The 26419-nt window shown below is 70.4% G+C and carries 21 protein-coding genes, 1 tRNA gene and 2 pseudogenes; 15 read left to right on the forward strand and 9 right to left on the reverse strand.

Going from position 1 to position 26419, the window contains the following annotated elements:
- Positions 1-27 precede the first annotated feature (27 nt).
- From desA to GSY65_RS13350, 4 genes are read left to right on the forward strand one after another with little or no spacing between them, the layout of a single operon-like run.
- On the forward strand, positions 28-1497 hold the full coding sequence (gene desA / locus GSY65_RS13335) for a lysine decarboxylase DesA (protein WP_159767678.1): 1470 nt from the start codon (positions 28-30) through the stop codon (positions 1495-1497).
- The gene (locus GSY65_RS13340; RefSeq protein ID WP_159767681.1) at positions 1478-2767 is read left to right on the forward strand and encodes a lysine N(6)-hydroxylase/L-ornithine N(5)-oxygenase family protein; all 1290 of its coding nucleotides are present in this window, start codon (positions 1478-1480) and stop codon (positions 2765-2767) included. Before desA ends, GSY65_RS13340 begins: the two co-directional genes overlap by 20 nt.
- Positions 2764-3318 (forward strand): GNAT family N-acetyltransferase, encoded by a 555-nt coding sequence (locus GSY65_RS13345; RefSeq protein ID WP_159767684.1) that lies wholly within the window; start codon positions 2764-2766, stop codon positions 3316-3318. Before GSY65_RS13340 ends, GSY65_RS13345 begins: the two co-directional genes overlap by 4 nt.
- Positions 3315-5087 carry an IucA/IucC family protein gene (locus GSY65_RS13350; RefSeq protein WP_159767687.1) on the forward strand — a complete coding sequence of 591 codons (1773 nt, stop codon included), beginning with the start codon at positions 3315-3317 and terminating at the stop codon, positions 5085-5087. Before GSY65_RS13345 ends, GSY65_RS13350 begins: the two co-directional genes overlap by 4 nt.
- Before the next feature lie 109 nt (positions 5088-5196).
- Here the strand turns inward: GSY65_RS13350 and GSY65_RS13355 are convergent.
- A pseudogene (locus GSY65_RS13355) lies at positions 5197-5791 on the reverse strand (family 20 glycosylhydrolase); the annotation flags it as partial.
- On the opposite strand from GSY65_RS13355, the pseudogene GSY65_RS33745 reads away from it, so the two are divergent.
- The 3 genes and pseudogenes from GSY65_RS33745 to glmS all read left to right on the forward strand — a co-directional run.
- A pseudogene (locus tag GSY65_RS33745) lies at positions 5781-5969 on the forward strand (SHOCT domain-containing protein); the annotation flags it as partial. The pseudogenes GSY65_RS13355 and GSY65_RS33745 overlap by 11 nt on opposite strands.
- 99 nt (positions 5970-6068) lie before the next feature.
- Complete coding sequence (locus GSY65_RS13360) at positions 6069-6326, forward strand: hypothetical protein (protein ID WP_159767690.1); 258 nt, start codon at positions 6069-6071, stop codon at positions 6324-6326.
- Positions 6327-6378: 52 nt separating this feature from the next.
- On the forward strand, positions 6379-8196 hold the full coding sequence (gene glmS / locus GSY65_RS13365; protein ID WP_159767693.1) for a glutamine--fructose-6-phosphate transaminase (isomerizing): 1818 nt from the start codon (positions 6379-6381) through the stop codon (positions 8194-8196).
- Between the two features lie 497 nt (positions 8197-8693).
- Here the strand turns inward: glmS and GSY65_RS13370 are convergent, their stop codons facing one another.
- A complete protein-coding gene (locus GSY65_RS13370) occupies positions 8694-9224 on the reverse strand; it encodes a universal stress protein (RefSeq protein ID WP_159767696.1) in 531 nt (176 codons plus the stop codon).
- A 377-nt stretch (positions 9225-9601) separates the two neighbouring features.
- On the opposite strand from GSY65_RS13370, the gene GSY65_RS34700 reads away from it, so the two are divergent.
- The 4 genes from GSY65_RS34700 to GSY65_RS13390 all read left to right on the forward strand — a co-directional run bounded on the left by GSY65_RS34700 (position 9602) and on the right by GSY65_RS13390 (position 12644).
- The gene (locus tag GSY65_RS34700; protein ID WP_236579772.1) at positions 9602-10144 is read left to right on the forward strand and encodes a hypothetical protein; all 543 of its coding nucleotides are present in this window, start codon (positions 9602-9604) and stop codon (positions 10142-10144) included.
- A 378-nt stretch (positions 10145-10522) separates the two neighbouring features.
- The gene (locus GSY65_RS13380; protein ID WP_159767699.1) at positions 10523-11749 is read left to right on the forward strand and encodes a helix-turn-helix domain-containing protein; all 1227 of its coding nucleotides are present in this window, start codon (positions 10523-10525) and stop codon (positions 11747-11749) included.
- 92 nt (positions 11750-11841) lie between these two features.
- Positions 11842-12444 carry an oligoribonuclease gene (gene orn, locus GSY65_RS13385; RefSeq protein WP_055511897.1) on the forward strand — a complete coding sequence of 201 codons (603 nt, stop codon included), beginning with the start codon at positions 11842-11844 and terminating at the stop codon, positions 12442-12444.
- 127 nt (positions 12445-12571) lie between these two features.
- Positions 12572-12644: transfer RNA gene (locus GSY65_RS13390), tRNA-His, on the forward strand.
- 245 nt (positions 12645-12889) lie between these two features.
- Here GSY65_RS13390 and GSY65_RS13395 read toward each other — a convergent pair.
- Positions 12890-13945 carry a LacI family DNA-binding transcriptional regulator gene (locus GSY65_RS13395; RefSeq protein ID WP_159775899.1) on the reverse strand — a complete coding sequence of 352 codons (1056 nt, stop codon included), beginning with the start codon at positions 13943-13945 and terminating at the stop codon, positions 12890-12892.
- Positions 13946-14385: 440 nt separating this feature from the next.
- Between GSY65_RS13395 and GSY65_RS13400 the strand changes: the two genes are divergently transcribed.
- From GSY65_RS13400 to GSY65_RS13415, 4 genes are all read left to right on the forward strand, one after another.
- A complete protein-coding gene (locus tag GSY65_RS13400; protein WP_159767702.1) occupies positions 14386-15750 on the forward strand; it encodes an ABC transporter substrate-binding protein in 1365 nt (454 codons plus the stop codon).
- A gap of 5 nt (positions 15751-15755) precedes the next feature.
- Positions 15756-16760, forward strand: coding sequence for a carbohydrate ABC transporter permease (locus tag GSY65_RS13405; RefSeq protein ID WP_159767705.1), 1005 nt, complete (start codon positions 15756-15758; stop codon positions 16758-16760).
- Between the two features lie 10 nt (positions 16761-16770).
- The gene (locus tag GSY65_RS13410; RefSeq protein ID WP_159767708.1) at positions 16771-17688 is read left to right on the forward strand and encodes a carbohydrate ABC transporter permease; all 918 of its coding nucleotides are present in this window, start codon (positions 16771-16773) and stop codon (positions 17686-17688) included.
- Positions 17689-17815: 127 nt separating this feature from the next.
- Positions 17816-19249 carry a GH1 family beta-glucosidase gene (locus tag GSY65_RS13415; protein ID WP_159767711.1) on the forward strand — a complete coding sequence of 478 codons (1434 nt, stop codon included), beginning with the start codon at positions 17816-17818 and terminating at the stop codon, positions 19247-19249.
- A 163-nt stretch (positions 19250-19412) separates the two neighbouring features.
- Here the strand turns inward: GSY65_RS13415 and GSY65_RS13420 are convergent, their stop codons facing one another.
- The 6 genes from GSY65_RS13420 to GSY65_RS13445 all read right to left on the reverse strand — a co-directional run bounded on the left by GSY65_RS13420 (position 19413) and on the right by GSY65_RS13445 (position 25551).
- Positions 19413-19826, reverse strand: coding sequence for a DNA-binding protein (locus tag GSY65_RS13420; RefSeq protein ID WP_159767714.1), 414 nt, complete (start codon positions 19824-19826; stop codon positions 19413-19415).
- A complete protein-coding gene (locus tag GSY65_RS13425) occupies positions 19808-20092 on the reverse strand; it encodes a hypothetical protein (RefSeq protein ID WP_159767717.1) in 285 nt (94 codons plus the stop codon). The genes GSY65_RS13420 and GSY65_RS13425 overlap by 19 nt, the downstream gene beginning before the upstream one ends.
- Positions 20093-20193: 101 nt before the next feature.
- The gene (locus GSY65_RS13430) at positions 20194-22206 is read right to left on the reverse strand and encodes a beta-galactosidase (protein WP_159767720.1); all 2013 of its coding nucleotides are present in this window, start codon (positions 22204-22206) and stop codon (positions 20194-20196) included.
- A gap of 34 nt (positions 22207-22240) precedes the next feature.
- Positions 22241-23134, reverse strand: a complete 894-nt coding sequence (locus tag GSY65_RS13435) for a carbohydrate ABC transporter permease (RefSeq protein ID WP_159767723.1) — start codon at positions 23132-23134, stop codon at positions 22241-22243.
- Positions 23131-24117: a carbohydrate ABC transporter permease gene (locus GSY65_RS13440; RefSeq protein ID WP_159767726.1), complete on the reverse strand. Its 987-nt coding sequence runs from the start codon at positions 24115-24117 to the stop codon at positions 23131-23133. The genes GSY65_RS13435 and GSY65_RS13440 overlap by 4 nt, the downstream gene beginning before the upstream one ends.
- A gap of 123 nt (positions 24118-24240) precedes the next feature.
- Positions 24241-25551, reverse strand: a complete 1311-nt coding sequence (locus GSY65_RS13445) for an ABC transporter substrate-binding protein (protein ID WP_159767729.1) — start codon at positions 25549-25551, stop codon at positions 24241-24243.
- Between the last annotated feature and the right edge of the window lie 868 nt (positions 25552-26419).

The following is a 26419-nucleotide window of genomic DNA, read 5'->3' on the forward strand; positions in this document are numbered from 1 at the left end:
CGGACCCCCCGCTCGGAGGACCTCCCCATGCGCTCGCACCTGCTCAATGACACGACCGCGGAGCGGTACCGCCGCACCGTGACCGAAGGCGTGGAGCGGGTGGCGGCCAAACTCGCCACCACCGACCGTCCGTTCACCGGTGTCGGGGTCGACGCACTCGCTCCCGTCATCGACAGGATCGACCTCGACCGGCCGCTGCACGACACGGCCGCCGTCCTCGACGAACTGGAGGAGGTGTACCTCCGGGACGCGGTCTACTTCCACCACCCCCGCTACCTCGCCCACCTCAACTGCCCGGTCGTCATACCGGCCGTGCTCGGCGAGGCCGTCCTGTCCGCCGTCAACTCCTCGCTGGACACCTGGGACCAGTCCGCGGGCGGCACCCTGATCGAGCGGAAACTCATCGACTGGACCAACGAGCGCGTCGGCTTCGGCCCCGCCGCCGACGGCGTGTTCACCTCCGGCGGCTCGCAGTCCAACCTCCAGGCACTGCTCCTCGCCCGGGAGGAGGCGAAGCCGGGGCCCGACGGGTGGGAGGGACCGGCCGACCACGCCCGACTGCGGATCTTCGCCTCCGAGGTCAGCCACTTCAGTGTGAAGAAGTCGGCGAAACTGCTCGGCCTCGGACCGGACGCGGTGGTCTCCGTCCCGGTCGACGCCGACAAGCGGATGCAGACCATGGCGCTCGCCCGCGAGCTGGAGCGCTGCCGCGGCGAGGGCCTCGTCCCCATGGCGGTCGTCGCCACCGCCGGCACCACCGACTTCGGGTCCATCGACCCGCTGCCCGAGATCGCCGAGCTGTGCGCCCAGTACGGGACGTGGATGCACGTCGACGCCGCCTACGGCTGCGGACTGCTCGTCTCCCGCAAGCGGCGCGCGCTGCTCGACGGGATCGAGCGCGCCGACTCGGTCACCGTCGACTACCACAAGTCCTTCTTCCAGCCGGTGAGTTCGTCCGCGGTCCTGGTCCGGGACGGGGCGACCCTGCGCCACGCCACGTACCACGCGGAGTACCTCAACCCGCGCCGCATGGTCACCGAGCGCATCCCCAACCAGGTCGACAAGTCCCTCCAGACCACCCGCCGCTTCGACGCGCTGAAGCTGTGGATGACGCTGCGCACGATGGGCGCCGACGGTGTCGGGCAGCTCTTCGACGAGGTCTGCGACCTGGCGGAGGAGGGCTGGCGGCTGCTCGCCGCGGACCCGCGCTACGACGTGGTCGTCGAGCCCCGCCTGTCCACGCTGGTCTACCGCTACGTCCCCGAGGCCGTCACCGACCCCGCCCAGATCGACCGCGCCAACCTGTACGCCCGCAAGGCCCTGTTCGCCTCCGGCGACGCCGTGGTGGCGGGCACCAAGGTGGACGGCCGCCACTACCTGAAGTTCACCCTGCTCAACCCCGAGACCACGGTCGCCGACATCGCCGCCGTGCTCGACCTGATCGCCGGCCACGCCGAGCAGTACCTGGGAGAATCCGTTGACCGCGTCGCTTCCTGAACCCGCCGGGCACGTCCACGACTTCATCGGCATCGGACTGGGACCCTTCAACCTCGGCCTGGCCTGCCTCACCGAGCCCATCGCCGAACTCGACGGGATCTTCCTGGACGCGAAGCCGCACTTCGAGTGGCACTCGGGGATGTTCCTCGACGGCGCCCACCTCCAGACCCCGTTCATGTCGGACCTGGTCACCCTCGCCGACCCGACGTCGCCGTACTCCTTCCTCAACTACCTGAAGGAATCCGGCCGGCTGTACTCGTTCTACATCCGCGAGAACTTCTACCCACTGCGCGTCGAGTACGACGACTACTGCCGCTGGGCCGCGAACCGGCTGAGCAACGTCCGCTTCGGCACGACGGTCACCGAGGTGACGTACGAGGACGACGTGTACGCGGTGCGGACGGCCGGCGGGGAGGTCCTGCGCGCCCGGCGGCTGGTCCTCGGCACCGGCACCGTCCCGCACGTCCCCGAGGCGTGCGAGGGCCTGGGCGGCGACTTCTTCCACAACGCGCAGTACGTGCACCGCAAGGCGGAGCTGCTGAAGAAGAAGTCGATCACGATCATCGGCAGCGGGCAGAGCGCCGCGGAGATCTACTACGAGCTGCTCTCCGAGATCGACGTCCACGGCTACCGGCTCAACTGGGTCACCCGCTCCCCCCGGTTCTTCCCCCTCGAATACACCAAGCTGACGCTGGAGATGACGTCCCCGGACTACATCGACTACTTCCACGCGCTGCCCGAGGACACCCGCTACCGGCTGGAGAAGCAGCAGAAGGGCCTGTTCAAGGGCATCAACGGGGATCTGATCGACTCGATCTTCGACCTGCTGTACCAGAAGAACGTGACCGCCGGCGGCCGCCCGGTCCCCACCCGGCTGCTCACCAACTCCACCCTGCGCAGCGCCTCCTACACGGACGGCCGGTACACCCTCGGCTTCCGCCAGGACGAGCAGGGCAAGGACTTCGCGATCGAGACCGAGGGCCTGGTCCTGGCCACCGGCTACCACTACCGGCCGCCGGCGTTCCTCGCCCCGATCCGCGACCGGCTCGTCCACGACGGCCACGGCCGCTTCGACGTGGCCCGCAACTACGCCATCGACACCACCGGCCGCGGGATCTTCCTGCAGAACGCGGGCGTCCACACCCACAGCATCACCTCGCCCGACCTGGGCATGGGCGCGTACCGCAACGCGTCCATCATCCGTGAGCTGCTGGGCACCGAGTACTACCCGGTCGAGAAGACCATCGCCTTCCAGGAGTTCGCGGTATGAGCGGCACGGACTTCACCTTCCGCCCCCTGGACCCGCTGGGGGACGCGGAGCTGCTGCACGGCTGGGTCACCCACCCCAAGGCTGCCTACTGGATGATGCAGGACGCCCGGCCGGAGGACGTCGAGCGCGCCTACCTGGAGATCGCGGCCGACCCCCACCACCACGCCCTGCTGGGCCTGCGCGACGGCGAGCCCGCCTTCCTGATGGAGAAGTACGACCCCGCCCACCGCGAGCTGGTCGGCCTGTACGAGCCGGAGCCCGGCGATGTCGGCATGCACTTCCTGGTGCCGCCGACGGACACCCCCGTGCACGGGTTCACCCGGTCCGTGATCACCGCCGTGATGGCGCACCTCTTCGAGGACCCGGCCACCCGCCGGGTCGTCGTCGAGCCGGACGTGTCCAACACGGCGGTGCACGCGCTCAACGCGTTCGTCGGTTTCGTCCCCGACCGCGAGATCGACAAGCCGGAGAAGCGCGCCCTGCTCAGCTTCTGCACCCGCGAGCAGTTCCTCGCCCGTCACCGCCTCGCCGCCCGAGGAGTCCCCGTATGACCCTGTCCGATGCCGTGGCGCATCTGTCCCCCCACCGCTGGGCACGGGCCAACCGCCTGCTCGTCCGCAAAGCCCTCGCCGAGTTCGCCCACGAGCGGCTCATCACGCCGCAGGCCACCGCCGACGGCCGCTTCGAGGTCCGCAGCGACGACGGTCAGACCCGCTACGGGTTCACCGCGACGCGCTACGCCCTCGACCACTGGCAGGTCGACGCCGACTCGATCACCCGTCACCGGGACGGCGTCGACCTCCCCCTCGCCGCGCTGGACTTCTTCATCGAGCTGAGGGGGTCCCTGGGGCTGAGCGACGAGATCCTCCCCGTCTACCTGGAGGAGATCTCCTCCACCCTCTCCGGCACCTGCTACAAGCTGACCAGACCGCAGGTCCCGGTCGCCGAGCTGGTGGACGCCGGCTTCCAGGCCGTCGAGACCGGGATGACCGAGGGCCACCCCTGCTTCGTCGCCAACAACGGCCGCCTCGGCTTCGGCGTCCACGAGTACCTGGCGTACGCCCCCGAGACGGCGAGCCCGGTCCGCCTGGTCTGGCTGGCCGCGCACCGCTCCCGGGCGGCGTTCACGGCGGGCGTCGGCATCGAGTACGAGACCTTCCTGCGGGACGAGCTGGGCGCGGAGACCGTCGCCCGCTTCACCTCCGTCCTCACCGGCCTGGACCTCGACCCGGCCGACTACCTGTTCATCCCGGTCCACCCCTGGCAGTGGTGGAACAAGCTGTCCGTGACCTTCGCCGCCGAGGTCGCCCGGCGGCACCTCGTGCTGCTCGGCGAGGGCGACGACGCGTACCTGGCCCAGCAGTCCATCCGCACCTTCTTCAACGCCTCCAGCCCGGAGAAGCACTACGTGAAGACGGCCCTGTCCGTCCTCAACATGGGCTTCATGCGGGGCCTGTCGGCGGCGTACATGGAGGCGACCCCGGCGATCAACGACTGGCTGGCCGCCCTGATCGAGAACGACCCGGTGCTGAAGTCGACGGGCCTGACGATCATCCGCGAGCGCGCCGCCGTCGGCTACCGGCACCTGGAGTACGAGGCCGCCACCGACCGGTACTCCCCGTACCGCAAGATGCTGGCCGCGCTGTGGCGGGAGAGCCCGGTGGCGTCCCTCCGGGAGGGCGAGTCACTGGCGACGATGGCCTCGCTGGTCCATGTCGACCACGAGGGCGACGGCTTCGCGGCGGCCCTGATCGCCCGCTCGGGCCTGACCCCGACGGAATGGCTGCGCCGCTACCTGAACGCGTACCTCACGCCGCTGCTGCACTGCTTCTACGCCTACGACCTGGTGTTCATGCCGCACGGCGAGAACGTCATCCTGGTGCTGAAGGACGGGGCGGTCGAGCGGGCGATCTTCAAGGACATCGCGGAGGAGATCGCGGTCATGGACCCGCAGGCGGTCCTCCCGCCGACGGTCGAGCGCCTGCGGGTGGACGTCCCCGACGACAAGAAGCTCCTGTCGATCTTCACGGACGTCTTCGACTGCTTCTTCCGCTTCCTCGCCGCCCAGCTGGCCGAGGAGGGTGTGCTGGCGGAGGACGACTTCTGGCGGACGGTCGCCGAGACGGTACGCGACTACCAGCACGCGGTGCCCGAACTGGCCGACAAGTTCGCCCAGTACGACATGTTCGCGCCCGAGTTCGCGCTGTCCTGCCTCAACCGGCTCCAACTGCGCGACAACCGCCAGATGGTCGACCTGTCGGACCCGGCCGGCGCGCTGCAACTGGTCGGCGACCTGAGGAACCCGATAGCGGGCCTGTAGCCCCCGGCACGTCCCCCAAGAACAGACGGGCACCTCGGAGTACGGTCCTGCGAGGTGCCCGTCGCGTCGTGCCGATGCACACCCGCCGGCGGGACCCGAACCCCGCGTCCTACCGCGCGGGCCAGTCCACCTGCGGCGACCGGTGGTACCCGATCCCGAGCGCCGCCCACCGTGGCCCCTGCGCGGCCGACCGCACCCGATAGCCGTCCCAGTCGTGCGTCGAGGCCGGCGACCAGCCCGGCTCGGCGACGCCCGGCAGCCTCGGGAACACCATCCGGTCCATGTCGGCGGGCGTCACGACCGTCTCCGTCCACAGCGGCGCCTCGACCCCCCGGACCGCCGAGGCCGGCACGCCGTCCCGGTAGGCGCCCGGATCCCAGTCGTAGGACCGCCGCACCTCCACGTACCCCGCCCAGTCGAGCCCCAGCGGCGTGTCCTTGTCGTACTTCATGTCGAGTTGACGTGCTCTCCCGGCTGAAGCCGGGAGATTCCTGCCCACCTCGCGGTGGCGGGCTGGACGCCGCAGGGGCGCCGCCGACCTGGGTGGAGCCGCCGCGGGTGGCGAGGCGCGGCCAGGAGTCGATCGCGATGCGCCAGCCCTGGTCGTCGGAGAGGTGCAGGTGCAGGTGCAGCTTGTCGAACCTGTGGAGCGCCAGCTGGTCGACGTACCGCTTGCCCTGGTCGACGGTGAGGAAGGCCCGGCTGCCGCACCCGTCAAGCGCCGCCGACGCACCCGCGCCGCGGCTCCCCGCCCCCGGCGGCGGGGACGACCACGACGCCCTGCTGCGCCGTCTGCGTGAGCTGGGCGAGCTGCACAGGTCGGGCGTCCTCACGGACGAGGAGTTCACGCTGGCCAAGCAGGCGGTCCTCAAGCGCATGTGACCCGCCCGGGACCGCCGCGCGCGGGCCCTCCGACAGCAGCTTGCCCGAAATCGGGCAGGATTCTTGCGAAACGGACGCCCGTACCCCAGGATCTACCGGGTGCACGACGAACTTGTCGATCATCTGACGCGGTCCACGCCCTTGAGCCGGGGCGAGGCCCTGCGGGTGATCCAGGACGTGCTCGCCTACTTCGACGAGACGACGGAGGACTACGTCCGTCGCCGCCACCGCGAGCTCCAGGCCCAGGGCCTGGTGAACGCGGCGATCTTCGAACGGATCGCGGCGGATCTGACATACCGGGCGGTCGCGCCGCCGGAGCTGACGCTCAGGCAGCTGCGCCGCATCGTCTACGGCTGACGGGACGGCCACGGACCCGGTACACACCGACCGAGAAACGGGATACCCATACATGTGCGGAATTGTCGGCTACATCGGCAAGCGTGATGTCGCGCCGCTGCTCCTGGAGGGCCTGCAGCGCCTGGAGTACCGGGGCTACGACTCCGCGGGCATAGTGGTCACCTCGCCCAGGACGGCCGGGCTGAAGATGGTCAAGGCCAAGGGCCGGGTCCGGGACCTGGAGGCCAAGGTCCCCGCGCGCTTCAAGGGCACCACCGGCATCGCCCACACCCGCTGGGCCACCCACGGCGCCCCCTCCGACATCAACGCCCACCCGCACATGTCGGCCGACGACAAGGTCGCCGTCGTCCACAACGGCATCATCGACAACGCCTCCGACCTGCGCCGCAAGCTGGAGGCGGACGGCGTCGAGTTCCTCTCCGAGACGGACACCGAGGTCCTCACCCACCTCATCGCCCGCTCCCAGGCGGAGACCCTGGAGGAGAAGGTCCGCCAGGCCCTGCGGATCGTCGAGGGCACCTACGGCATCGCCGTCATGCACGCCGACTTCAACGACCGCATCGTCGTCGCCCGCAACGGCTCCCCGGTCGTCCTCGGCATCGGCGAGAAGGAGATGTTCGTCGCCTCGGACATCGCCGCGCTGGTCGCCCACACCCGGCAGATAGTGACCCTCGACGACGGCGAGATGGCCACCCTCAAGGCCGACGACTTCCGCACCTACACCACGGAGGGCACCCGCACCACCGCGGAGCCCACCACCGTGGAGTGGGAGGCGGCCTCGTACGACATGGGCGGCCACGACACGTACATGCACAAGGAGATCCACGAGCAGGCCGACGCCGTGGACCGGGTGCTGCGCGGCCGCATCGACGACCGGTTCTCCACCGTGCACCTCGGCGGTCTCAACCTGGACGCCCGCGAGGCGCGCCAGATCCGCCGGGTGAAGATCCTCGGCTGCGGCACCTCGTACCACGCGGGCATGATCGGCGCCCAGATGATCGAGGAGCTGGCCCGCATCCCCGCCGACGCCGAGCCGGCCTCCGAGTTCCGCTACCGCAACGCGGTCGTGGACCCCGACACCCTCTACGTCGCCGTCTCCCAGTCCGGTGAGACCTACGACGTACTGGCGGCCGTCCAGGAGCTGAAGCGCAAGGGCGCCCGCGTCCTCGGCGTGGTGAACGTCGTCGGCTCGGCGATCGCCCGCGAGGCCGACGGCGGCATCTACGTCCACGCGGGCCCCGAGGTCTGCGTGGTCTCCACGAAGTGCTTCACCAACACGACGGTGGCCTTCGCGCTCCTCGCCCTGCACCTGGGCCGCACCCGCGACCTCTCGGTCCGCGACGGCAAGCGGATCATCGAGGGCCTGCGCAAGCTGCCCGCACAGATCGCCGAGATGCTGGAGCAGGAGGAGGAGATCAAGAAGCTGGCCCTGGAGTACGCCGAGGCCCGCTCGATGCTCTTCATCGGCCGGGTCCGCGGCTACCCGGTCGCCCGCGAGGCCTCCCTCAAGCTCAAGGAGGTCTCGTACATCCACGCCGAGGCCTACCCCGCCTCCGAGCTGAAGCACGGCCCGCTGGCCCTGATCGAGCCGGCGCTCCCCACGGTCGCGATCGTCCCCGACGACGACCTGCTGGAGAAGAACCGCGCCGCGCTGGAGGAGATCAAGGCCCGCAGCGGCAAGATCCTCGCCGTCGCGCACCAGGAGCAGGAGAAGGCCGACCAGACGATCGTCGTCCCCAAGAACGAGGACGAACTCGACCCGATCCTGATGGGCATCCCCCTCCAACTCCTCGCCTACCACACGGCGCTGGCCCTCGGCCGGGACATCGACAAGCCGCGGAACCTGGCGAAGTCGGTGACGGTGGAGTAGTCGGGCGACCACGCTCCCCCGCACGGGCGAGAACAGCCGAACGGACCCCCACGTGGTGCCACCGCACCCGTGGGGGTCCGCTCCATGTCGCCGGGGTCGCCCAACTCCCCGGCACCGGCTGCCGGTCAACCCGTGGCCGTCACACCCCGTCCGGCAGCCCGCCTGGGAAGCCTCGTGGGCCGGTGGGCCGACGCCGCGCGCGGCGGCCCGTACGTCGGCCGCCCGAGAGCGAGTTGACCCAGCACGGGTTATGCCCTTCACAAGAGCACAAACACCTCTACGCGCCAGTAGGTTCACCCGGCGGCGCACGGCGGACCCGCGCGAAGCCCCGCCATCCCACCTGTGGGAAACGGGAGTTGCGGGACGGAAGGAGGAGAGGCGGGAGAAGGGAGGGAGCGCGGCGGAGGGGAGCCACCGGACGACGGACAACGGGCCTACGGGCTACGGGCTACGGGCTACGGGCTACGGGCTACGGGCTACGGGCTACGGGCTACGGGCTACGGGATGACGATGACGGGCCGCTGCGCCCGCTTCGCGAGGCGTCCGGCGACGGAGCCGAAGATCCGCCCGACGATCCCGTGCGTGGACCCGACGACGATCGCGTCCGCCTCGTACTCCCGCCCGACCTCTTCGAGTTCGTGGCAGATGTCACCGCCGCGCTCGACGAGGATCCACGGCACCTCGGCGAGGTAGTCGGCGCATGCCAGCTCCAGTCCGAGCACCTCGGTGCGGTGATCCGGCACGTCGACGAAGACCGGCGGCTCGCAGCCGGCCCACACGGTCGTGGGCAGCCGGTTGGCGACATGGACGATGATCAGGCCCGAGCCGGAGCGGCTGGCCATGCCGATGGCGTAGGCGAGGGCGCGCTCACTGGACGTCGAACCGTCGAAGCCGACGACGACGCCGTGCTTGAAGGCGGGGTCGCAGCTGGGGCGTGCCTCTTCCGCCGCGAGGGGGTCGGCCGCCGTGTGATCGGCGACGGGACGTCGCTTGCGGTCCGCGGAGTCGAAGAAATCGTGACCGGCCATGAGTGTCTCGGCGTTCGGATCCTCGTGGGTGGGACGACGTGGATGGGACGTCAGTGTGCGGCGGAGCTGTGTCCGGGAATCATCTTCCCAACCCCATACCCCCAAGGGTACGGCCGCACGCCTCCTCCGCGCACCGGCTCCGCGGGGTTCCAGGGAGCATGCACGACCCCCCGCCCGTAACGCAATGGTTGCTGCCACGTACAGCCGGTTCCCACCGCCCGGCCCGGACACCGCCCGGCCCGGACACCGCCCGGCCGGGGTGCGCACCGGGCGGCCCCCGAGGTCCACCCGACGGGGCGACGGCAGTGACCGACGGGTCGAACACGCGTTGAACCCCGGTAAGCCAGACCCGAGGGAGCCCAGAAGCGAGCCAGCCCGTGTCCGCACCCCGCCCCGCCCGACAGTCGCCCCACCCCGCCCCCGACGCCCCGCGCACCGTCCCCGACACCCCCCGCCCCGCCGCGGCGGACGGCCCCCCTCCGGCCGACGGTCCTCCCCCCGCCGCCGCGCCCGGTCCGGCCCCCGCCCACCCCGACACCGCGACGGACGTGGTCCGCTGGGCGGTGTTCAGCTGCGTGCTCGTACCCGTCGTCCTCGTCTGGTACGGCACCTCGCTGGCCGGCGCGACGGGCGCGGCCCTGGGCCTGGCCGCGGTGACCGGGGTGTGCCGCGTCCTGCTGCGCCAGTCCGAACGCGGAGCGGCCCACATGGCACACGCGCCCCACGCGACCCACGTGACCGGGGCGACCCACCCGACCCATACGGTTCGCCCGGTCCCCCCGAGCCGTTCACCGCACACGGACCGAACCGAACGCGCCGTGACCGAAGAGCGCTCCTCCCAGCGTGGCCGGCACGGCCGCGCCGCCTCGCGGGCGCACAGGGGCGGGCGGAACCCCGGTTCGAGTACGCCGGTCGACTGACCGGTTTCCGTACCCACGCCCGTATCTTTTCAGCCAACTTCGGCTCACCGGGTATCCCTGGGTCGAACACCCCCCCACCCCCCGTTCGACCTGCGCTGAAAGGGGTCCTGGGGCCGCGCGCACCCTACGTGGACCAGCCACCGGGACGAGGCGCACTTCCCTGCACGGCCCACGAGTGCAACGCTTCGTGATCGAATGCTTTACGCCAAGTTGCCATGTCGACAATGTGCCGGATGGCGAACTGGTCACGCCGGCACCACGGGACACAGTAGATTCGATCATGACTGTCTTACGGCGGGGGACTCGTGCAGGACCGAGGGGAAACGTGCAGGAGCGACACAACCGAGGAGCCGCGACCACCGAGGGGGGCTTAGCAGGATGAGCCACGACTCCACCGCCGCGCCGGATGCCGCGGCCCGGAAGCTTTCCGGGCGTCGCCGCAAGGAGATCGTCGCGGTGCTGCTGTTCAGCGGCGGCCCCATCTTCGAGAGTTCCATACCGCTGTCGGTGTTCGGGATCGACCGCCAGGACGCCGGCGTACCGCGCTACCGCCTTCTGGTGTGCGCGGGCGAGGAAGGCCCCCTGCGGACCACGGGGGGCCTGGAACTCACCGCACCGAACGGCCTGGAGGCGATCTCGCGGGCGGGCACGGTGGTCGTGCCCGCATGGCGTTCGATCACCTCACCGCCGCCGGAGGAAGCGCTCGACGCCCTGCGTCGCGCGCACGAAGAGGGCGCCCGCATCGTGGGGCTGTGCACCGGAGCGTTCGTGCTGGCCGCGGCCGGACTGCTGGACGGCAGGCCGGCCACCACGCACTGGATGTACGCGCCGACGCTGGCCAAGCGCTATCCGTCCGTCCACGTCGATCCGCGCGAGCTGTTCGTGGACGACGGGGACGTACTGACATCGGCCGGCACCGCGGCCGGAATCGATCTCTGTCTGCACATCGTGCGGACGGACCACGGCAACGAGGCGGCCGGCGCGCTCGCCCGCCGGCTGGTGGTCCCGCCGCGCCGGTCGGGCGGCCAGGAGCGCTACCTCGACCGGTCTTTACCGGAGGAGATCGGCGCCGACCCGCTCGCCGAGGTCGTCGCCTGGGCGCTGGAGCACCTCCACGAGCAGTTCGACGTGGAGACGCTCGCCGCGCGCGCGTACATGAGCCGGCGGACGTTCGACCGCCGGTTCCGGTCGCTGACGGGCAGCGCCCCGCTGCAGTGGCTGATCACCCAGCGGGTGCTGCAGGCGCAGCGGCTGCTGGAGACGTCCGACTACTCGGTGGACGAGGTCGCGGGCCGCTGCGGCTTCCGTTCGCCGGTGGCGCTGCGCGGGCACTTCCGCCGCCAGCTCGGCTCGTCCCCCGCGGCGTACCGGGCGGCCTACCGCGCCCGTCGCCCGCAGGGCGACAAGCCCGCCGAGCACGACAGCCAGGCCGGCCACCCCGGTCCGTCCCCGGTGTCGCCGGAGCACGCCCACGGGGTGCCGCCCCAGGCCCGGCGTACGGCCACGGCAAGCGCCCTGGCGCCGTCGGCGTCCCTGTCGGCGGACGGCGCCAAGCCGGAGCTGTACGCCACCGGCAGGCTGCCGGGGCAGCGCAGCGCGCACTAGCGCGCGACGGCGCATGACGGCCCGGTCCCGCACTGGATCACCCCGGTGCAGGACCGGGCCGGACGGCTGTCACGGGCCGTAAGGTGAGACACATGAACGATCGCATGGTGTGGATCGACTGCGAGATGACCGGCCTCTCGCTGTCCGACGACGCGCTCATCGAGGTGGCCGCCCTCGTCACCGACTCCGAGCTGAACGTGCTCGGTGACGGTGTCGACATCGTCATCCGCCCGCCGGACTCGGCGCTGGAGACCATGCCGGAGGTGGTGCGCCAGATGCACACCGCGTCCGGTCTGCTCGACGCGCTGCCCGGCGGCACGACCCTGGCGGACGCCGAGGAGCAGGTCCTCGCGTACGTCCGCGAACATGTGAAGGAGCCGGGCAAGGCGCCGCTGTGCGGCAACTCGGTGGGCACCGACCGCGGCTTCCTGCTGCGGGACATGCCGACGCTGGAGGACTACCTCCACTACCGGATCGTCGACGTCTCCTCGGTCAAGGAGCTGGCCCGCCGCTGGTACCCGAGGGCGTACTTCAACAGCCCGGAGAAGAACGGCAACCACCGCGCGCTGGCGGACATCCGCGAATCCATCGCCGAGCTCCGCTACTACCGCGAGGCGATCTTCGTCCCGCAGCCGGGCCCCGACTCCGACACCGCACGCACCATCGCCGCGAAGCACGTCCTGCCCGCCGGCTAGACCGGCTCCGGGGGCCTCGCCGGGCCCCTGAAGCCCCGCGGGGAAACGTGTGCGCGGGCACCCCTGAAGACCCTGTACACTTTTTCTCGGCCGGTCGGGGAAACCTTCGGATGAACCGCCGGTCATGGTGGGTGTAGCTCAGCTGGTAGAGCACCTGGTTGTGGTCCAGGATGTCGCGGGTTCGAGTCCCGTCACTCACCCTGATACATCGGCCCCGGCCCGCGGAAGCGGACCGGGGCCGATCGTCGTTCCACCCCGTCGAACCCACCCTCCGTGCGGGCTGGTTGATCCGGGCGCCGAGACGAACGCATGGATCACCGAGCGGGCCACCAGCGCCACCGGGTGGATCCTCGCCATCGCCGGGTTCCCCGTGCCCGCGACGCGGCGGCCCGGCTGTGGGTCCCCGAGGCGTTCGGCTGACCACCCGCGCGGGCGCGCGGCCGGCTCAGGACGACGCCCGCGCCACCAGCTCCGTGGGCAGGACCACCTGACGGCGTTCCAGACCCCGGGAGATCGCCGGACGGCGGTCGGCGATCTCGTCGAGGAGCAGGTCGATCATGGCGCGGCCCATCTCCTCGATCGGCTGGCGGACGCTGGTGAGGGGCGGGTCCATGTGACGGGCGATGGCGGAGTCGTCGTAGCCCACCATGGCGACGTCGTCGGGCAGGCGGCGCCCCGCCTCCCGGAGGACCTGCCGGGCTCCCGCCGCCATGACGTCGGACTCCGCGAACACCGCGTCGAGGTCCGGGCAGCGCTCCAGCAGCTCCCGCATCGCCCGGCGGCCGCCCTCCTCCGTGAAGTCACCGGGGGCGATCAGCCGCTCGTCCACCTCGCGCCCCGCGTCCTCCAGTGCGTCGCGGTAGCCCTCGATACGGCGCTGGGCGCCGTACACGTCGAGGCGGCCGGTGATCGTGGCTATCCGGGACCGGCCGCGTGCGATCAGGTGCTCCACGGCCGAGCGGCCGCCGCCGTAGTTGTCGGAGTCGACCGAGGGCAGCGTCTCGTGCTCGGAGCGCGGACCGCTGATCACCGCGGGGATCTCCAGCTGCGACAGCAGGTCGGGCAGCGGGTCGTCGGCGTGCACGGAGACCAGCAGCACCCCGTCGACCCGGTGGGCCGCCAGGTACTGGGCCAGCCTCCGGCGCTCCCGGTCGCTGCCCGCGAAGATCAGCAGGAGCTGCATCTCCGTGTCGGAGAGCTGGGCGCCGACGCCCTTGAGGATGTCGGAGAAGTAGGGCTCGGAGAAGAAGCGGGTCTCCGGCTCGGGCACGACCATCGCGATCGCGTCGGTGCGGTTCGCGGCGAGGGCGCGGGCCGCCGTGTTCGGGACGTAGCCCAGCTCCGCGACGGCCGCCTCGACCGCCGCCCGGGTCGCCTCGCTGACCCGCGGCGAGCCGTTGATCACACGGGACACCGTGCCGCGGCCGACACCGGCCCGCGCGGCGACCTCCTCCAGGGTCGGCCGCCGGCCGCTCCGGCCCCGTGCTCCGTGGCCTGCCACCATGGTCGCCTCCCGTTCACACCGCACTGGCGTGGAATCTAACAGCCCCGCTCCCCCGACGACGTCCGGCGACCCCTGTTCCGGACCCCGGGGCCCGGTCCCCGGACCGGCGCGGCCCCGGCCGCCGACCTGTTCGTCTCCCCGGTACCGCCGACCTGTGAAGACCCCCGGCCGTGCCGGAGGACGACACGGGGCTTGCCCGGCCCTCGGTCCCGCGGTTAGTTAACAGCCCGATAACCGAAGACATCTCTCCGCGCCGACTCCCTTGACACCCCCGCACGAACCGACGACTCTTCAACACATCACTTGTGGGAGCGCTCCCACAGTACCTGGCACTTACACATCCCGCACGTTCCCCGCCCGAGCCGCAGCAGTGAAAAGACGGGCCCAACAACGCAGTTGGCCGGGGGGTCGGCACGTCAGGGCATCAGGAGGACGCAATGCGAGCACGTACCCTCCCCCACTCTCGGCTGCGGTCGGGCGGGGGCACCCGAATCGCCCGCACCACGCGCAAGACGGTGGTCATCGCGGCCGTCGCCGCACTGGGCGCCGGGCTGCTCGCCGGCTGCGCCGACGACGGCAAGGACGAGGACGACTCGTCGTCGGGCAGTGGTGGCGGCGGCAAGACCAAGATCACCCTGGGGCTGTTCGGCACCGCGGGCTTCGAGGAGTCCGGCCTGTACAAGGAGTACGAGAAGCTCCACCCGGACATCGACATCCAGCAGACCGTGGTGGAGCGGAACGAGAACTACTACCCCGCTCTCCTCAACCACCTGACCACCGGCAGCGGTCTGCAGGACATCCAGATGGTCGAGGTCGGCAACATCGCCGAAATCGTCGGCACCCAGTCGGACAAGCTGCTCGACCTGTCCAAGTACGGCAAGAAGGACGACTACCTGCCCTGGAAGTGGCAGCAGGCCACCACCTCCGGCGGCCAGACCGTCGCGCTCGGCACCGACGTCGGCCCGATGGCCATCTGCTACCGCAAGGACCTCTTCGAGAAGGCCGGGCTGCCCACCGACCGCGCCGAGGTCGGCAAGCTGTGGGCCGGCAGCTGGGACAAGTTCGTCGAGACCGGCAACAAGTACAAGGCGAAGGCGCCCAAGGGCACCACGTTCCTGGACTCCCCCGGTGGTCTGCTGCAGGCGATCCTCAGCAGTGAGAAGGACCGGTTCTACGACTCCTCCGGCGAGGTCATCTACAAGACGAACCCGGCCGTCAAGGACGCCTTCGACCTCACGGCGAAGGCCGCCGAGGACGGGCTGGTCGGCAACCAGACGCAGTTCCAGCCCGCCTGGGACACGACGATCGCCAACAGCAAGTTCGCCGCGATGTCCTGCCCGCCGTGGATGCTCGGCTACATCAAGGGCAAGTCGAAGCCCGACGCGGCCGGCAAGTGGGACATCGCCCAGGCCCCGAAGTCCGGCAACTGGGGCGGCTCGTTCCTCTCCGTGCCGAAGAACGGCAAGAACGCCGAGGAGGCCGCGAAGCTCGCCGCCTGGTTGACCGCTCCCGAGCAGCAGGCGAAGCTCTTCGCCGTACAGGGCAGCTTCCCCAGCACCCCGGCCGCCTACGACTCGGCCGCGGTGAAGGACGCGAAGAACGACATGACCGGTGACGCGCCGATCGGCACGATCTTCGCCGAGGCCGCCAAGAACATCCCCGTCCAGACGATCGGCCCGAAGGACCAGATCATCCAGCAGGGCCTGACCGACAACGGCGTGATCCTCGTGACCCAGGGCAAGTCCGCCGCGGACGCGTGGAAGAACGCCGTCAAGACCATCGACAACGCACTGGACAAGTGACCGGTATGCCCACACGGCACGACGCCGCCGCGCCCCCCGTCAAGGGGGGCGCGGCCCCGGCCCGCCCGCCCGCGGAGTCCGCGACCGAGGAACGACGCCGGGCCCGGCTGTCCCGCCGCTGGCAGCGGGACGTGCGCTGGAGCCCGTACGCCTTCGTCTCGCCCTTCTTCCTGCTGTTCGTCGCGTTCGGCCTGTTCCCGCTGCTCTACACCGGCTGGGCCTCGCTGCACGCGGTGGAACTGACCGCCCCCACCGACATGGACTGGGTGGGACTGCGGAACTTCACCCGCATCTTCGACGACGAGTTCTTCTGGAACGCGGCGAAGAACACGCTGATCATCGGGATCATCTCGACCGTCCCGCAGTTGCTGATGGCGCTGGGCATCGCGCACATCCTCAACTACAAGCTCCGCGCGTCGACCTTCTACCGGGTCATCATGCTCGCCCCGTACGCCACGTCGATCGCGGCCGCCACCCTGGTCTTCGTGCTGCTCTTCGGCCGCGACTACGGCATGATCAACTGGTTCCTGGGGCTGTTCGGCATCGACCAGATCGACTGGCAGAACGGCACCTGGTACTCGAAGATCGCCGTGTCGACCATCGTCATCTGGCGCTGGACCGGCTACAACGCGCTGATCTACCTGGCCGCGATGCAGGCGATCCCGCAGGACCTGTACGAGTCGGCGGCCCTGGACGGCGCGAGCCGCTGGCGGCAGTTCCTCCATGTGACGCTGCCCTCGCTGCGCCCGACGATCCTCTTCACCTGCGTCGTCTCGACCATCGGCGCCTCGCAGCTCTTCGCCGAGCCCCTGCTGTTCGACGCCAACAAGGGCGCGTCCGGCGGGTCCCAGCACCAGTTCCAGACGCTCGGCCTGTACCTGTACGAGCAGGGCTGGGTGAACCAGCACCTGGGCCGTGCCTCGGCGATCGCCTGGACGATGTTCCTGATCCTCATCGTGGTCGGAATCATCAACTACGTCATCTCGCGCCGGCTGCGCGCCAGTAGTTAGGAGACCGGCCGTGACGACGACAATCACCAAACCCCCGGCCGACGCGGCGCCCGAGCCGCCGGACAGCGGCAGGCGCAGGCGCGGCCCGAAGGCCGCCCGCGCGGGCGGCCAGCACCACGCGGGACCCCTCGCGTACGTCCTCCTCATCGCGTTCACCGTCGTGTCGATCTTCCCGTTGTTCTGGACGGCGGTCGCCGCCTCCCGTGACAACGCGCGGCTGGCGGAGACCCCGCCGCCGTTCTGGTTCGGCGCGAACCTCTTCGACAAGATCGAAGTGGCCTGGAAGGACGCCAACCTCGGCGAGGCGTTCCTCAACACCACGATCGTGGCCGGCGTCTCCTCGCTGACCATCGTCTTCCTGTCGACCGTCGCCGGCTTCGCCTTCGCCAAGCTGAAGTTCAAGGGCCGCGGCGCGCTGATGCTGATCGTGATCGGCACGATGATGGTGCCGCCGCAGCTCCAGGTGATCCCGCTGTACATGATGGTCGCCAAGCTCGACTGGACCGACCAGCTCCAGGCGGTCATCCTGCCGTCGCTGGTCAGCGCGTTCGGTGTGTTCTTCATGCGGCAGTACCTGCTCCAGGCGCTGCCCGACGAGATCATCGAGGCGGCCCGCGTCGACGGCGCGAGCAGCTGGCGGGTGGTCTGGCACGTGGTCTTCCCCGCCGCGCGGCCCGCGATGGCCGTGCTGGGCATGCTGATGTTCGTCCAGACCTGGAACGACTTCCTCTGGCCGTTCCTCGTCCTGACCCAGCTGGGCAACCCGACCGTGCAGGTCGCGGTCGCCGGTCTCGGCCGGGGCTACACCCCCGACCAGGCCCTGATCATGGCGGGCGCGCTGCTCAGCACGCTGCCGCTGCTCCTGGTCTTCGCGATCTTCGGCAAGCAGATCGTCGGGGGCATCATGCAGGGCGCGGTGAAGGGCTGACCCCCGCGCCGTCCGCCGCACTCCTGGGGGCCGGGTCACCGCCGCCCCGGCCCCTTCCCCGCTCGTCAGTTCCTCCTTCCCCCCACCCACATCGTCGGTCTGATCGACCACCAATGGGAGCGCTTCCATGCCTGAGCCCACGACGCCAGTGACCTTTCCTCCCGCCTTCCTCTGGGGCGCGGCGACGTCCGCGTACCAGATCGAGGGGGCGGTGCGGGAGGACGGCCGCACGCCGTCCATCTGGGACACCTTCAGCCACACGCCGGGCAAGACGGCCGGTGGTGAGACCGGTGACATCGCTGTCGACCACTACCACCGCTACCGCGACGACGTGGCGCTCATGGCGGACCTGGGGCTGACCTCGTACCGCTTCTCGATCTCCTGGTCGCGGGTGCAGCCGACGGGCCGGGGCCCGGCGATCCAGCGGGGCCTGGACTTCTACCGCCGGCTGGTCGACGAGCTGCTGGCGAAGAACATCAAGCCGGCCGTGACGCTCTACCACTGGGACCTGCCCCAGGAGCTGGAGGACGCGGGCGGCTGGCCGGAGCGCGAGACGGCGTACCGCTTCGCCGAGTACGCGCGGATCGTGGGCGAGGCGCTGGGCGACCGCGTCGAGCAGTGGATCACGCTGAACGAGCCGTGGTGCAGCGCGTTCCTGGGCTACGGCTCCGGGGTGCACGCGCCGGGCCGTACGGACCCGGTGGCGTCGCTGCGCGCGGCCCACCACCTGAACCTGGCGCACGGTCTCGGCACGGTGGCGCTGCGCTCGGTGATGCCGGCGCGCAACTCGGTCGCGGTGAGCCTGAACTCGTCCGTCGTCCGGCCGCTGTCGAACACCCCGGAGGACCTGGCGGCGGTCCGGAAGATCGACGACCTGGCGAACGGGGTCTTCCACGGGCCGATGCTGCACGGGGCGTACCCGGAGTCGCTGTTCGCGGCGACGTCGCAGCTGACGGACTGGGCGTTCGTGCAGGACGGGGACGTGGCGACGGCCCACCAGCCGCTGGACGCGCTGGGGTTGAACTACTACACGCCCACCCTGGTCGGCGCGGCGTCGCCGGACATGGCCGGGCCGCGGGCGGACGGGCACGGCGCGAGCGAGCACTCGCCGTGGCCGGGCGCGGACGACGTGCTGTTCCACCAGACGCCGGGCGAGCGCACGGAGATGGGCTGGACCATCGACCCGACCGGCCTGCACGAGCTGATCATGCGGTACACCCGCGAGGCGCCGGGCCTGCCGCTGTACGTCACGGAGAACGGCGCGGCCTACGACGACAAGATGGACAGCGACGGCCGCGTCCACGACCCGGAGCGCATCGCCTACCTGCACGGCCACCTGCGCGCCGTGCGCCGCGCCATCGCCGAGGGCGCGGACGTGCGCGGCTACTACCTGTGGTCCCTGATGGACAACTTCGAGTGGGCCTACGGCTACAGCAAGCGCTTCGGCGCGGTGTACGTCGACTACGCGACGCTGACCCGCACCCCCAAGTCCAGCGCGCTGTGGTACTCCCAGGCCGCGAAGACGGGCGCGCTCCCGCCGCTGGCGACGCCCAGGCCGTAACACACCGACCTCCGGCGGCCGCGAAGCCGCCGGACGCGAACGGAGGGCCGGGGAAGCCCTCCGGGGGGAGCGGGGGCGAGGGGCGCGGTGCCATTAGGGGAGCACCGCGCCCCTCGGGGTGTGCGCGCCCCGCATGCGTGACGGCCCGGCCCGGACCGGCTCCCTACACGGCGACCAGGCGCACGCTTTCCCCGCAGAGTTTCGCCATGTCGTCGACGTCCGAGGTGAGCATGACCACCGGGCGGTGCTGCCGCAGGGCCATCTCGGCGACCGCGGCGTCGAGGGCGTACTTGTGGCCATGCAGACCGGCGGACATCAGCATGGCCGACGCCGCTCGGGCCTCCTCGTCCCCGACGGGCACGATCCGCACGCCGGACAGGATCCAGGCGAGCCGTGCCCTGTCGGTCCGCCGGTGCACCGCTTCGATGATCGTGAGCGCGCTGACGGCCACTTCCATGCCGCGCCTGCGCGCCTCGGCGACCAGGGCGACGACCGGCTCCCGGTCGTCCACGAGCTTGGACATGCCTTCACAGTCCAGGACGAGAGTGCCCTCGTGGCTCAGCTTGCGGCGGGCCACTGCCCCTCCTCGGCGAACACCTCGTCGAAGACCCGCCGGGCACGCTCCTGCTCGTCCGGGGAGATCGGGCCCTTGCGCTGTTCGTAGTCGGCGAGGTACTCGTCGAGGATCTGCCCCCGCAGTTCACGCTCCACCGCCCTGGTGATGAACGCCGAGAACTCCCGTTTGCCCACCCGCCGGCGAATCGCCTCGGCGGTGCCCTCCGGCAAGGAGAGACTGACCCTGGTGGCGGGCCCTTCGCCGATGCTGTACGAGGTCTCACTCATGGACCGAGATTATCAAACGAGTAGGAATACGCGCGGGGCGCCCGCACGGCACCGACTCACAAGTCAGTGCTCGTACGGGCGCCCCGAGCAGTTCGCGACCGTCAGCGCGGTTCGCGCACCACCGCCACGTCGCCGGCCGCCAGCTTCAGGGAGCCGGTGGTGACGGTCCTGCCCGTCAGGAGGTCGACCGCGTCCGCGGCCACCTCGACCTCGGCCTCCTCGTCCCCGTGGTTGATCAGGAAGAGGTAGTCGGCCTCGGGGCCGCGCCGCAGGGCCGCCTCGACCGTGCGCGGGGTCGTGCGGACCGGGCGTACGCCCGCCTCCTCGCGGATGCGGTCCAGCAGGGCTGCCAGGGTCTCCCCGTCGGGGCGGGTCGCCACGTACCAGGTCGTGCCCGTGCCGTACGTGTGACGGGTCACCGCCGGGACCCCGGCGAGCGGGCAGGAGGCGTACGAGGCGACCGGCTCGGCGCCCCGCAGCGCGACCCGCTCGGACCACAGGACGCCGCGCGCGCCCTCGCCCAGTCCGGTCAGCTCGACCGACTCGTCCGGCAGCAGCGGGAACACCTCGTCCGTGTGGACGCCGAGCGCCTCGCGGAACGCGCCCGGGTAGCCGCCGAGGCGGATGTGGCAGTTCTCGTCGACCGCCCCGCTGTGGAAGCCGACGGCCAGGGTGCCGCCCCGCTCGGCGAAGCCGGTGAGGTTCGCGGCGCCCTCGTCGTCCACCAGGTACAGGCTCGGTGCGAGGACCAGCCGGTACGCCGACAGGTCCGCGTCGGGGCGGACGAAGTCCACCGCCACGCCGGACCGCCACAGCGGCTCGTACCAGGCCCGCACCAGGTCCTGGAAGCGCAGCTCACCGCTCGGCTGCGAGGGGAGTTCCACGGCCCACCAGGCGTCCCAGTCCCAGACGACGGCGACCTCGGCGGTGCCCGTGCTGCCGCGGACCTCCGCGAGCGCCTTCAGGTCCGCGCCCAGGGCGACGACGTCCCGCCAGATCCGGCTGTCGGTGCCGGCGTGCGGGAGCATCGCCGAGTGCCACTGCTCGGCGCCCGCCTTCGCGGCCCGCCACTGGAAGTAGGCGATGCCGTCGGCGCCGCGCGCCACGTGGGAGAGCGCGTTGCGGCGCAGTTCGCCTGCCGTCTTGGCCCGGTTGACCGGCTGCCAGTTGACCGCGCCGGTGGAGTGCTCCATCAGCAGCCAGGGGCGGCCGCCCGCGAGCGAACGCACCAGGTCGCCGCTGAGCGCGATGTCGATCTCCGACTCGGGGTCCGTGGACTGGAGGTAGTGGTCGTTGGAGACGATGTCCAGCTCGGGGGCCCAGCGCCAGTAGTCCAGCTTGTCGAAGTTGTACATCACCATGAAGTTGGTGGTGGCGGGCACCTCGGGGGCGGCGCCCCGCAGTACCTCGCGCTCCGCCTTCAGCAGGGACAGCAGCGCGTCGCTGCAGAAGCGGCGCCAGTCCAGCTGGTGCGTGGGGTTGGGGACGGCACCGGTGGCGCGGGGCGGGATGATCTCGTCCCAGTCGTAGTACCACTGGCTCCAGAACGTGGTGCCCCAGGCGTCGTTGAGCGCCGCCAGGTCGTCGTCGTACTTCTCGCGCAGCCAGACGCGGAACGCGGCGGCGCTGGTGTCGCAGTGGCACTCGCCGTTGTGGCAGCCGTACTCGTTGTGGACGTGCCACATGACCACCGCGGGGTGGTCGGCGTAGCGGCGGCCGAGTTCGCCGGCCATCCGCAGGGCCGCCTCACGGTACGCGGGGCTCGACGGGCAGAACGTCTGGCGGCTGCCGTACGACAGGGTGCGGCCGTCCTTGTCGACGGGAAGCGCCTCGGGGTGGGCGCGGAAGAACCACGCCGGGGGCGCCGCCGTCGGGGTGGCGAGGTCGGCCGCGATGCCGTTCTCGTGGAGCAGGGCGAGGATGCGGTCCAGGCGGGAGAAGTCGTACTCGCCCTCGCGGGGCTCCAGGAGCGCCCACGAGAAGATGTTGACGCTGACCATGGTGACGCCGGCCTCGCGCATGAGGCGTACGTCCTCCTGCCAGACCTCCTCGGGCCACTGCTCGGGGTTGTAGTCGCCGCCGTACGCGATGCCGGGGACGTTCAGGGTGCTCATGGGTCGGGTTGTTCTCTTTCGAACGGGGCCGGTGTCAGCCCTTGTTGGCGCCGAGCGTCAGACCGCTGACGAACTGCCGCTGGAGCGCGAAGTACACGACCAGCGTCGGGATGGCGGTGAGCAGGGCACCGGCGGCGACCAGGTTGGGGTCGGTGAAGTACTGGCCGGAGAGGTTGTTCAGGGCCGAGGTGATCGGCATGTTCTCACCGGTGGAGATCAGCACCAGCGCCCAGAAGAAGTCGTTGTAGATCCAGATCGACAGCAGCGTCGCCAGGGCGGCCATGGCGGGCTTGCACAGGGGCAGCACGATCTGCCAGTACAGACGCCACACGGAGGCGCCGTCGACGAGCGCGGCCTCGGTCAGCTCGTGCGGCAGGGACCGCATGTAGTTGCTCAGCACGAAGGCGCAGAAGCCGGACTGGAAGGCCACGTGGATGAGGACCAGGCCGAGCGCGGAGTCGTAGAGCTTGCCGCTCATCGTGATGCCGGGCAGGTCGATGAGCAGGTACAGGCGGTACAGCGGGGTGATGATGACCTGCTGCGGGAGCAGGTTGCCCGCGGTGAAGACCAGCAGCAGGAAGAGGTTGACACGGAAGTCGAAGCGGCTGACGTAGAACGCGACCATCGACGACAGGAACAGCGTCAGCAGCACCGCGGGTACGGCGATGATCAGCGTGTTCACGAAGTAGTGCGTCATCTCCGACTGGGTGAACGCGTTCGTGAAGTTGTCGAAACTCAGCTTGTCGGGCCAGGAGACGTAGCCCTTCTCGCTGGTCTCGCCGTAGGGGCGCATCGCCGCGTAGAGCGCCCACAGCAGGGGCGCCAGCCAGGCGAGCGCCGCACCGGCGAGGAAGACGTGCAGCAGGACCCGGGCCGGGCGGACGGGAGTGCGCTTCTTCAGAGCGCCGGTCGCGACGGTGGTGCTCATGCGCGCCGCTCCTTCCGGAAGGTCGCGATCAGGTAGGGGATGATCACGGCGAGGGAGATCACCAGCAGGACGACGGCGATGGCCGAGCCGTATCCGATACGGCTGGACTCACCGATGATGTTGTTGGTGACCAGGATCGACAGCAGCTCGGTGCCCTCGGCGCCCTTGTTGAAGACGAAGACGAGGTCGAAGGCGCGCAGGGCCTCGATGATGGTGACGACCAGCACGACGGTGTTCGTGGGGCGCAGCGTCGGGAAGATGACGTTCTTGAACGTCTGCCACTCGTTGGCGCCGTCGAGGGCGGAGGCCTCCCGCAGGGACGGGTCGACGCTCTTGAGACCGGCCAGGTAGAGGATCATCATGTAGCCGGTGTGGCGCCAGGACGCGGCGATCAGGATCGCCCAGAGGTTCAGGTCCGGGTCGCCGATCCAGTCGATGTAGCGGCCGGGCTCGTTGGCGCCGATGATGCTGTTGATCAGGCCCGTGTCGGGGTTGTAGATCAGCTGCCACACGAAGCCGATGACGGCGAGCGACATCACGACGGGCAGGAAGAACGCGGTCTGGTAGACGCGGCTGAAGCGGATCTGCTTGTCCAGCTGCACCGCGAGGAACAGTCCCAGCGGTGTCGGGATCAGGATCAGCACCACGAACCACACGATGTTGTGCTCGACCGCGGGCCAGAACTGCGGGTTGTTGGTGAACAGTTCCGAGAAGTTGTGCAGTCCGACCCACTTGATGGAGTCGAAGCCGATGCCGTCCCAGGTGGTGAAGGCCAGCAGGATCGAGGCGAGCGCGGTCACCCAGACGAGGGCGACGTGCAGGAACGTCGGCAGGCCCGCCATCAGGCCCAGCGTGAGCCGGTCACGCGGGGTGAGGAGGCGCTTGTGCCCCTGGGGCACCTTGGTGGCCGCCTTCGCGGCGGCAGGGGTGGAGCCCGGAGGCGGCGCGGGCGCTTCCGGGCTCTTGGTGGGCGAGGTCGTCATGTCTGTCGGTCATCCAGTCGTGAGGACGGTCTGGGGGGCGGACAGTCCTGGGGACAGCCGCCCCGGCGGCCGCCCGCGTGACCGCGGAGGCGGTCGTGGGGCGGCCGTCGGGACGGTCGGCCGTCAGGACGCGAAGATCGTCTTCTTCTGGCGCTCGATCGACGAGAGCAGGCTGTCGATGCCCTTGGGGTCCCGGATGAACTTCTGCAGCGACGGCTGCATCACCGTGGAGGTGAAGTCCGGGCGGCTGTCGCGGTCCATGAACTGCGTCAGGCTCTTGGCGCCGGAGATCATGTCGTACGCCTTCTTCTGCAGCGGCGTGTACGAGGAGGTGTCGGCCTTGGTGGAGGCGGCCACCACGTTCGGGTCGGCCTTGAGGTAGATCTGCTCCGCCTCGGCGGTGCCGAGGAACTCCAGGAGCTTGACCGCGCCGGACTTGTTCTTCGGGCTCTTGCTCATCATGAAGCCGTCGGTCGGGGCCTCGACGGTGTCCTGGCCGTACGCCGGGTCGATCTCCGGGAAGGCGAAGAAGTCCAGGTCGTCCAGGTCGGCCTTGTTGGTGAACTGCTGGCCCACGAAGGAGCCCAGCAGGTACATGCCCGCCTTCTTCGACACCAGCGTCTGCGCCGCGTCCTGCCAGGTGCGGCCGACCGCGCCCTCCTGGTGGTACGGCAGCAGCTCGGTCCACAGGTCGAACGTCTTGCGGACCTTGGCGTCGGTCCAGGAGACCTTGCCCGCCATCAGCTCGACGTGGAAGTCGTAGCCGTTGGCGCGGAAGTTGATCTGGTCGAACGTGCCCATCGCCGGCCAGGCGTCCTTGTCGCCGAAGGCGATCGGGACGAGGCCGTCCTTCTTCATCTGCTTGCACAGCGCGATGAGCTGGTCCCACGTGGTGGGAACCTCGTAGCCCTTCTCCTGGAAGACGCTCTTGCGGTAGAAGAGCGCCCAGGGGTACGTGTACAGCGGCACGAAGTAGAACTTGCCGTCCTCGCCCTTGCTCAGCTTCTGCATCGCCTCGGGGAAGTTCCCGCTGATCGTCTTCCAGACGTCGTCGATCGGGCTGGCCAGCCCCTTGGAGGCGAAGAACTGCATCCGGTAGCCCGCGAACCAGTGGAAGACGTCGTCCGGCGTGCCCTGCAGGTAGGAGTTGATCTGCTCCTGGAACGTGTTGTGGTCCTTGGTGTTCACGTCGACCTTGATGCCTGACTTCTTGGCGAAGTCGGCGTAGATCTCCGCGAACGCCTTCTTCGGCACCGCGTCGGAGGCGTTGGAGCCGAGCGAGACGGTCTTCGAGTCAGTGGCCGAGCTGCCACTGCCGCCGCAGGCGCTGAGCAGCGGGATGCCCGCGCCGAGCGCCGCGGCCCCGCCTATGCCGCGCAGCAGGGTGCGGCGGCTCGTGCCGGGCACGGAGAGACCGGAAGGTGTGAGATGCATGAACGGCTCCCTGGGGACAAGTGGTTCGGTCATCAAGAGGCCCTCGTCGGTTAGTGATCGAAATCAACCAGAAACCAACTTGACCGAACACGGTGGTCGCCATAACAGCTCCATGCCAGGTCGCGCGTCAAGCCTTCTTGTCCCCCTTTGTTGAAACGTAATCCCTGTTCGTCGAAACGTGACCGTCACATACGTGAGTCATGTCACGTGTCGGGAGGCTCACGCGACCGGGGCGCGGCGATCGCACAAGACACCCCACACGGGGGGGGAGCGGCCACCGGGGGGCCGCCGAGAGCGGGAACGGGCTGGGGCGGGCGGGAACAGGCGGGGGCGGGTGAGGTCGGCCCTGGACGGGGCTCCTGTCGGCCTCGGTGGCGCGCCGGGCGCTCCTGGGGCCCCCGGGCGCCCCGACGGGCCCGTGCGCCGCCCTGAGGGCGCCGCCGGGGCGGCCTCGGGGGTACCGGCCGGCTCCGCCTCCTGGTCGGCGACGGTACGGGGGGCCGTACCGTGCGCGCCCGCGTACGGCACGGCCGTCCGCGCGCGTCCCCGTGTGGGTCGTCCGGGCGCGCCAGGCCGCGTGCGACTCGTTTGCGAGGGCCACCGACCGGTCGCCGTGACAGTTCTTGTTCGTTCGTGTTTGTTCGTCGGCGGCGGCACCGTGCCCACGCTGCACACCCGTGCCGCGAAACCCTCGCGGACCCGTGCACGGTCCACCCCGACCCAGCAGGTACGAAGGCCCGGCGAGCCCACAGGGCGGGCCCTGCGGCGCGCGGGACGACCCGGGGCGGCACCCGGTGCCGGTCTCGGCCCGCGGGCGGACGGCGAGCGTGTCCCTGGCCCTGGGCCACTGGACCGGGACCACCAGGAG

This window comes from Streptomyces sp. HM190, assembly GCF_009857135.1.
Lineage (GTDB): Bacteria > Actinomycetota > Actinomycetes > Streptomycetales > Streptomycetaceae > Streptomyces > Streptomyces heilongjiangensis.

Excerpts from the sequence above, each read along its gene's own strand:
- desA (WP_159767678.1), top strand. The coding sequence starts at position 28 with ATGCGCTCGCACCTGCTCAATGACACGACCGCGGAGCGGTACCGCCGC.
- GSY65_RS13345 (WP_159767684.1), top strand. The coding sequence starts at position 2,764 with ATGAGCGGCACGGACTTCACCTTCCGCCCCCTGGACCCGCTGGGGGAC.
- GSY65_RS13350 (WP_159767687.1), top strand. The coding sequence starts at position 3,315 with ATGACCCTGTCCGATGCCGTGGCGCATCTGTCCCCCCACCGCTGGGCA.
- glmS (WP_159767693.1), top strand. The coding sequence starts at position 6,379 with ATGTGCGGAATTGTCGGCTACATCGGCAAGCGTGATGTCGCGCCGCTG.
- GSY65_RS13370 (WP_159767696.1), bottom strand. The coding sequence starts at position 9,224 with ATGGCCGGTCACGATTTCTTCGACTCCGCGGACCGCAAGCGACGTCCC.
- GSY65_RS13380 (WP_159767699.1), top strand. The coding sequence starts at position 10,523 with ATGAGCCACGACTCCACCGCCGCGCCGGATGCCGCGGCCCGGAAGCTT.
- orn (WP_055511897.1), top strand. The coding sequence starts at position 11,842 with ATGAACGATCGCATGGTGTGGATCGACTGCGAGATGACCGGCCTCTCG.
- GSY65_RS13400 (WP_159767702.1), top strand. The coding sequence starts at position 14,386 with ATGCGAGCACGTACCCTCCCCCACTCTCGGCTGCGGTCGGGCGGGGGC.
- GSY65_RS13405 (WP_159767705.1), top strand. The coding sequence starts at position 15,756 with ATGCCCACACGGCACGACGCCGCCGCGCCCCCCGTCAAGGGGGGCGCG.
- GSY65_RS13415 (WP_159767711.1), top strand. The coding sequence starts at position 17,816 with ATGCCTGAGCCCACGACGCCAGTGACCTTTCCTCCCGCCTTCCTCTGG.
- GSY65_RS13425 (WP_159767717.1), bottom strand. The coding sequence starts at position 20,092 with ATGAGTGAGACCTCGTACAGCATCGGCGAAGGGCCCGCCACCAGGGTC.
- GSY65_RS13430 (WP_159767720.1), bottom strand. The coding sequence starts at position 22,206 with ATGAGCACCCTGAACGTCCCCGGCATCGCGTACGGCGGCGACTACAAC.
- GSY65_RS13435 (WP_159767723.1), bottom strand. The coding sequence starts at position 23,134 with ATGAGCACCACCGTCGCGACCGGCGCTCTGAAGAAGCGCACTCCCGTC.
- GSY65_RS13440 (WP_159767726.1), bottom strand. The coding sequence starts at position 24,117 with ATGACGACCTCGCCCACCAAGAGCCCGGAAGCGCCCGCGCCGCCTCCG.
- GSY65_RS13445 (WP_159767729.1), bottom strand. The coding sequence starts at position 25,551 with ATGCATCTCACACCTTCCGGTCTCTCCGTGCCCGGCACGAGCCGCCGC.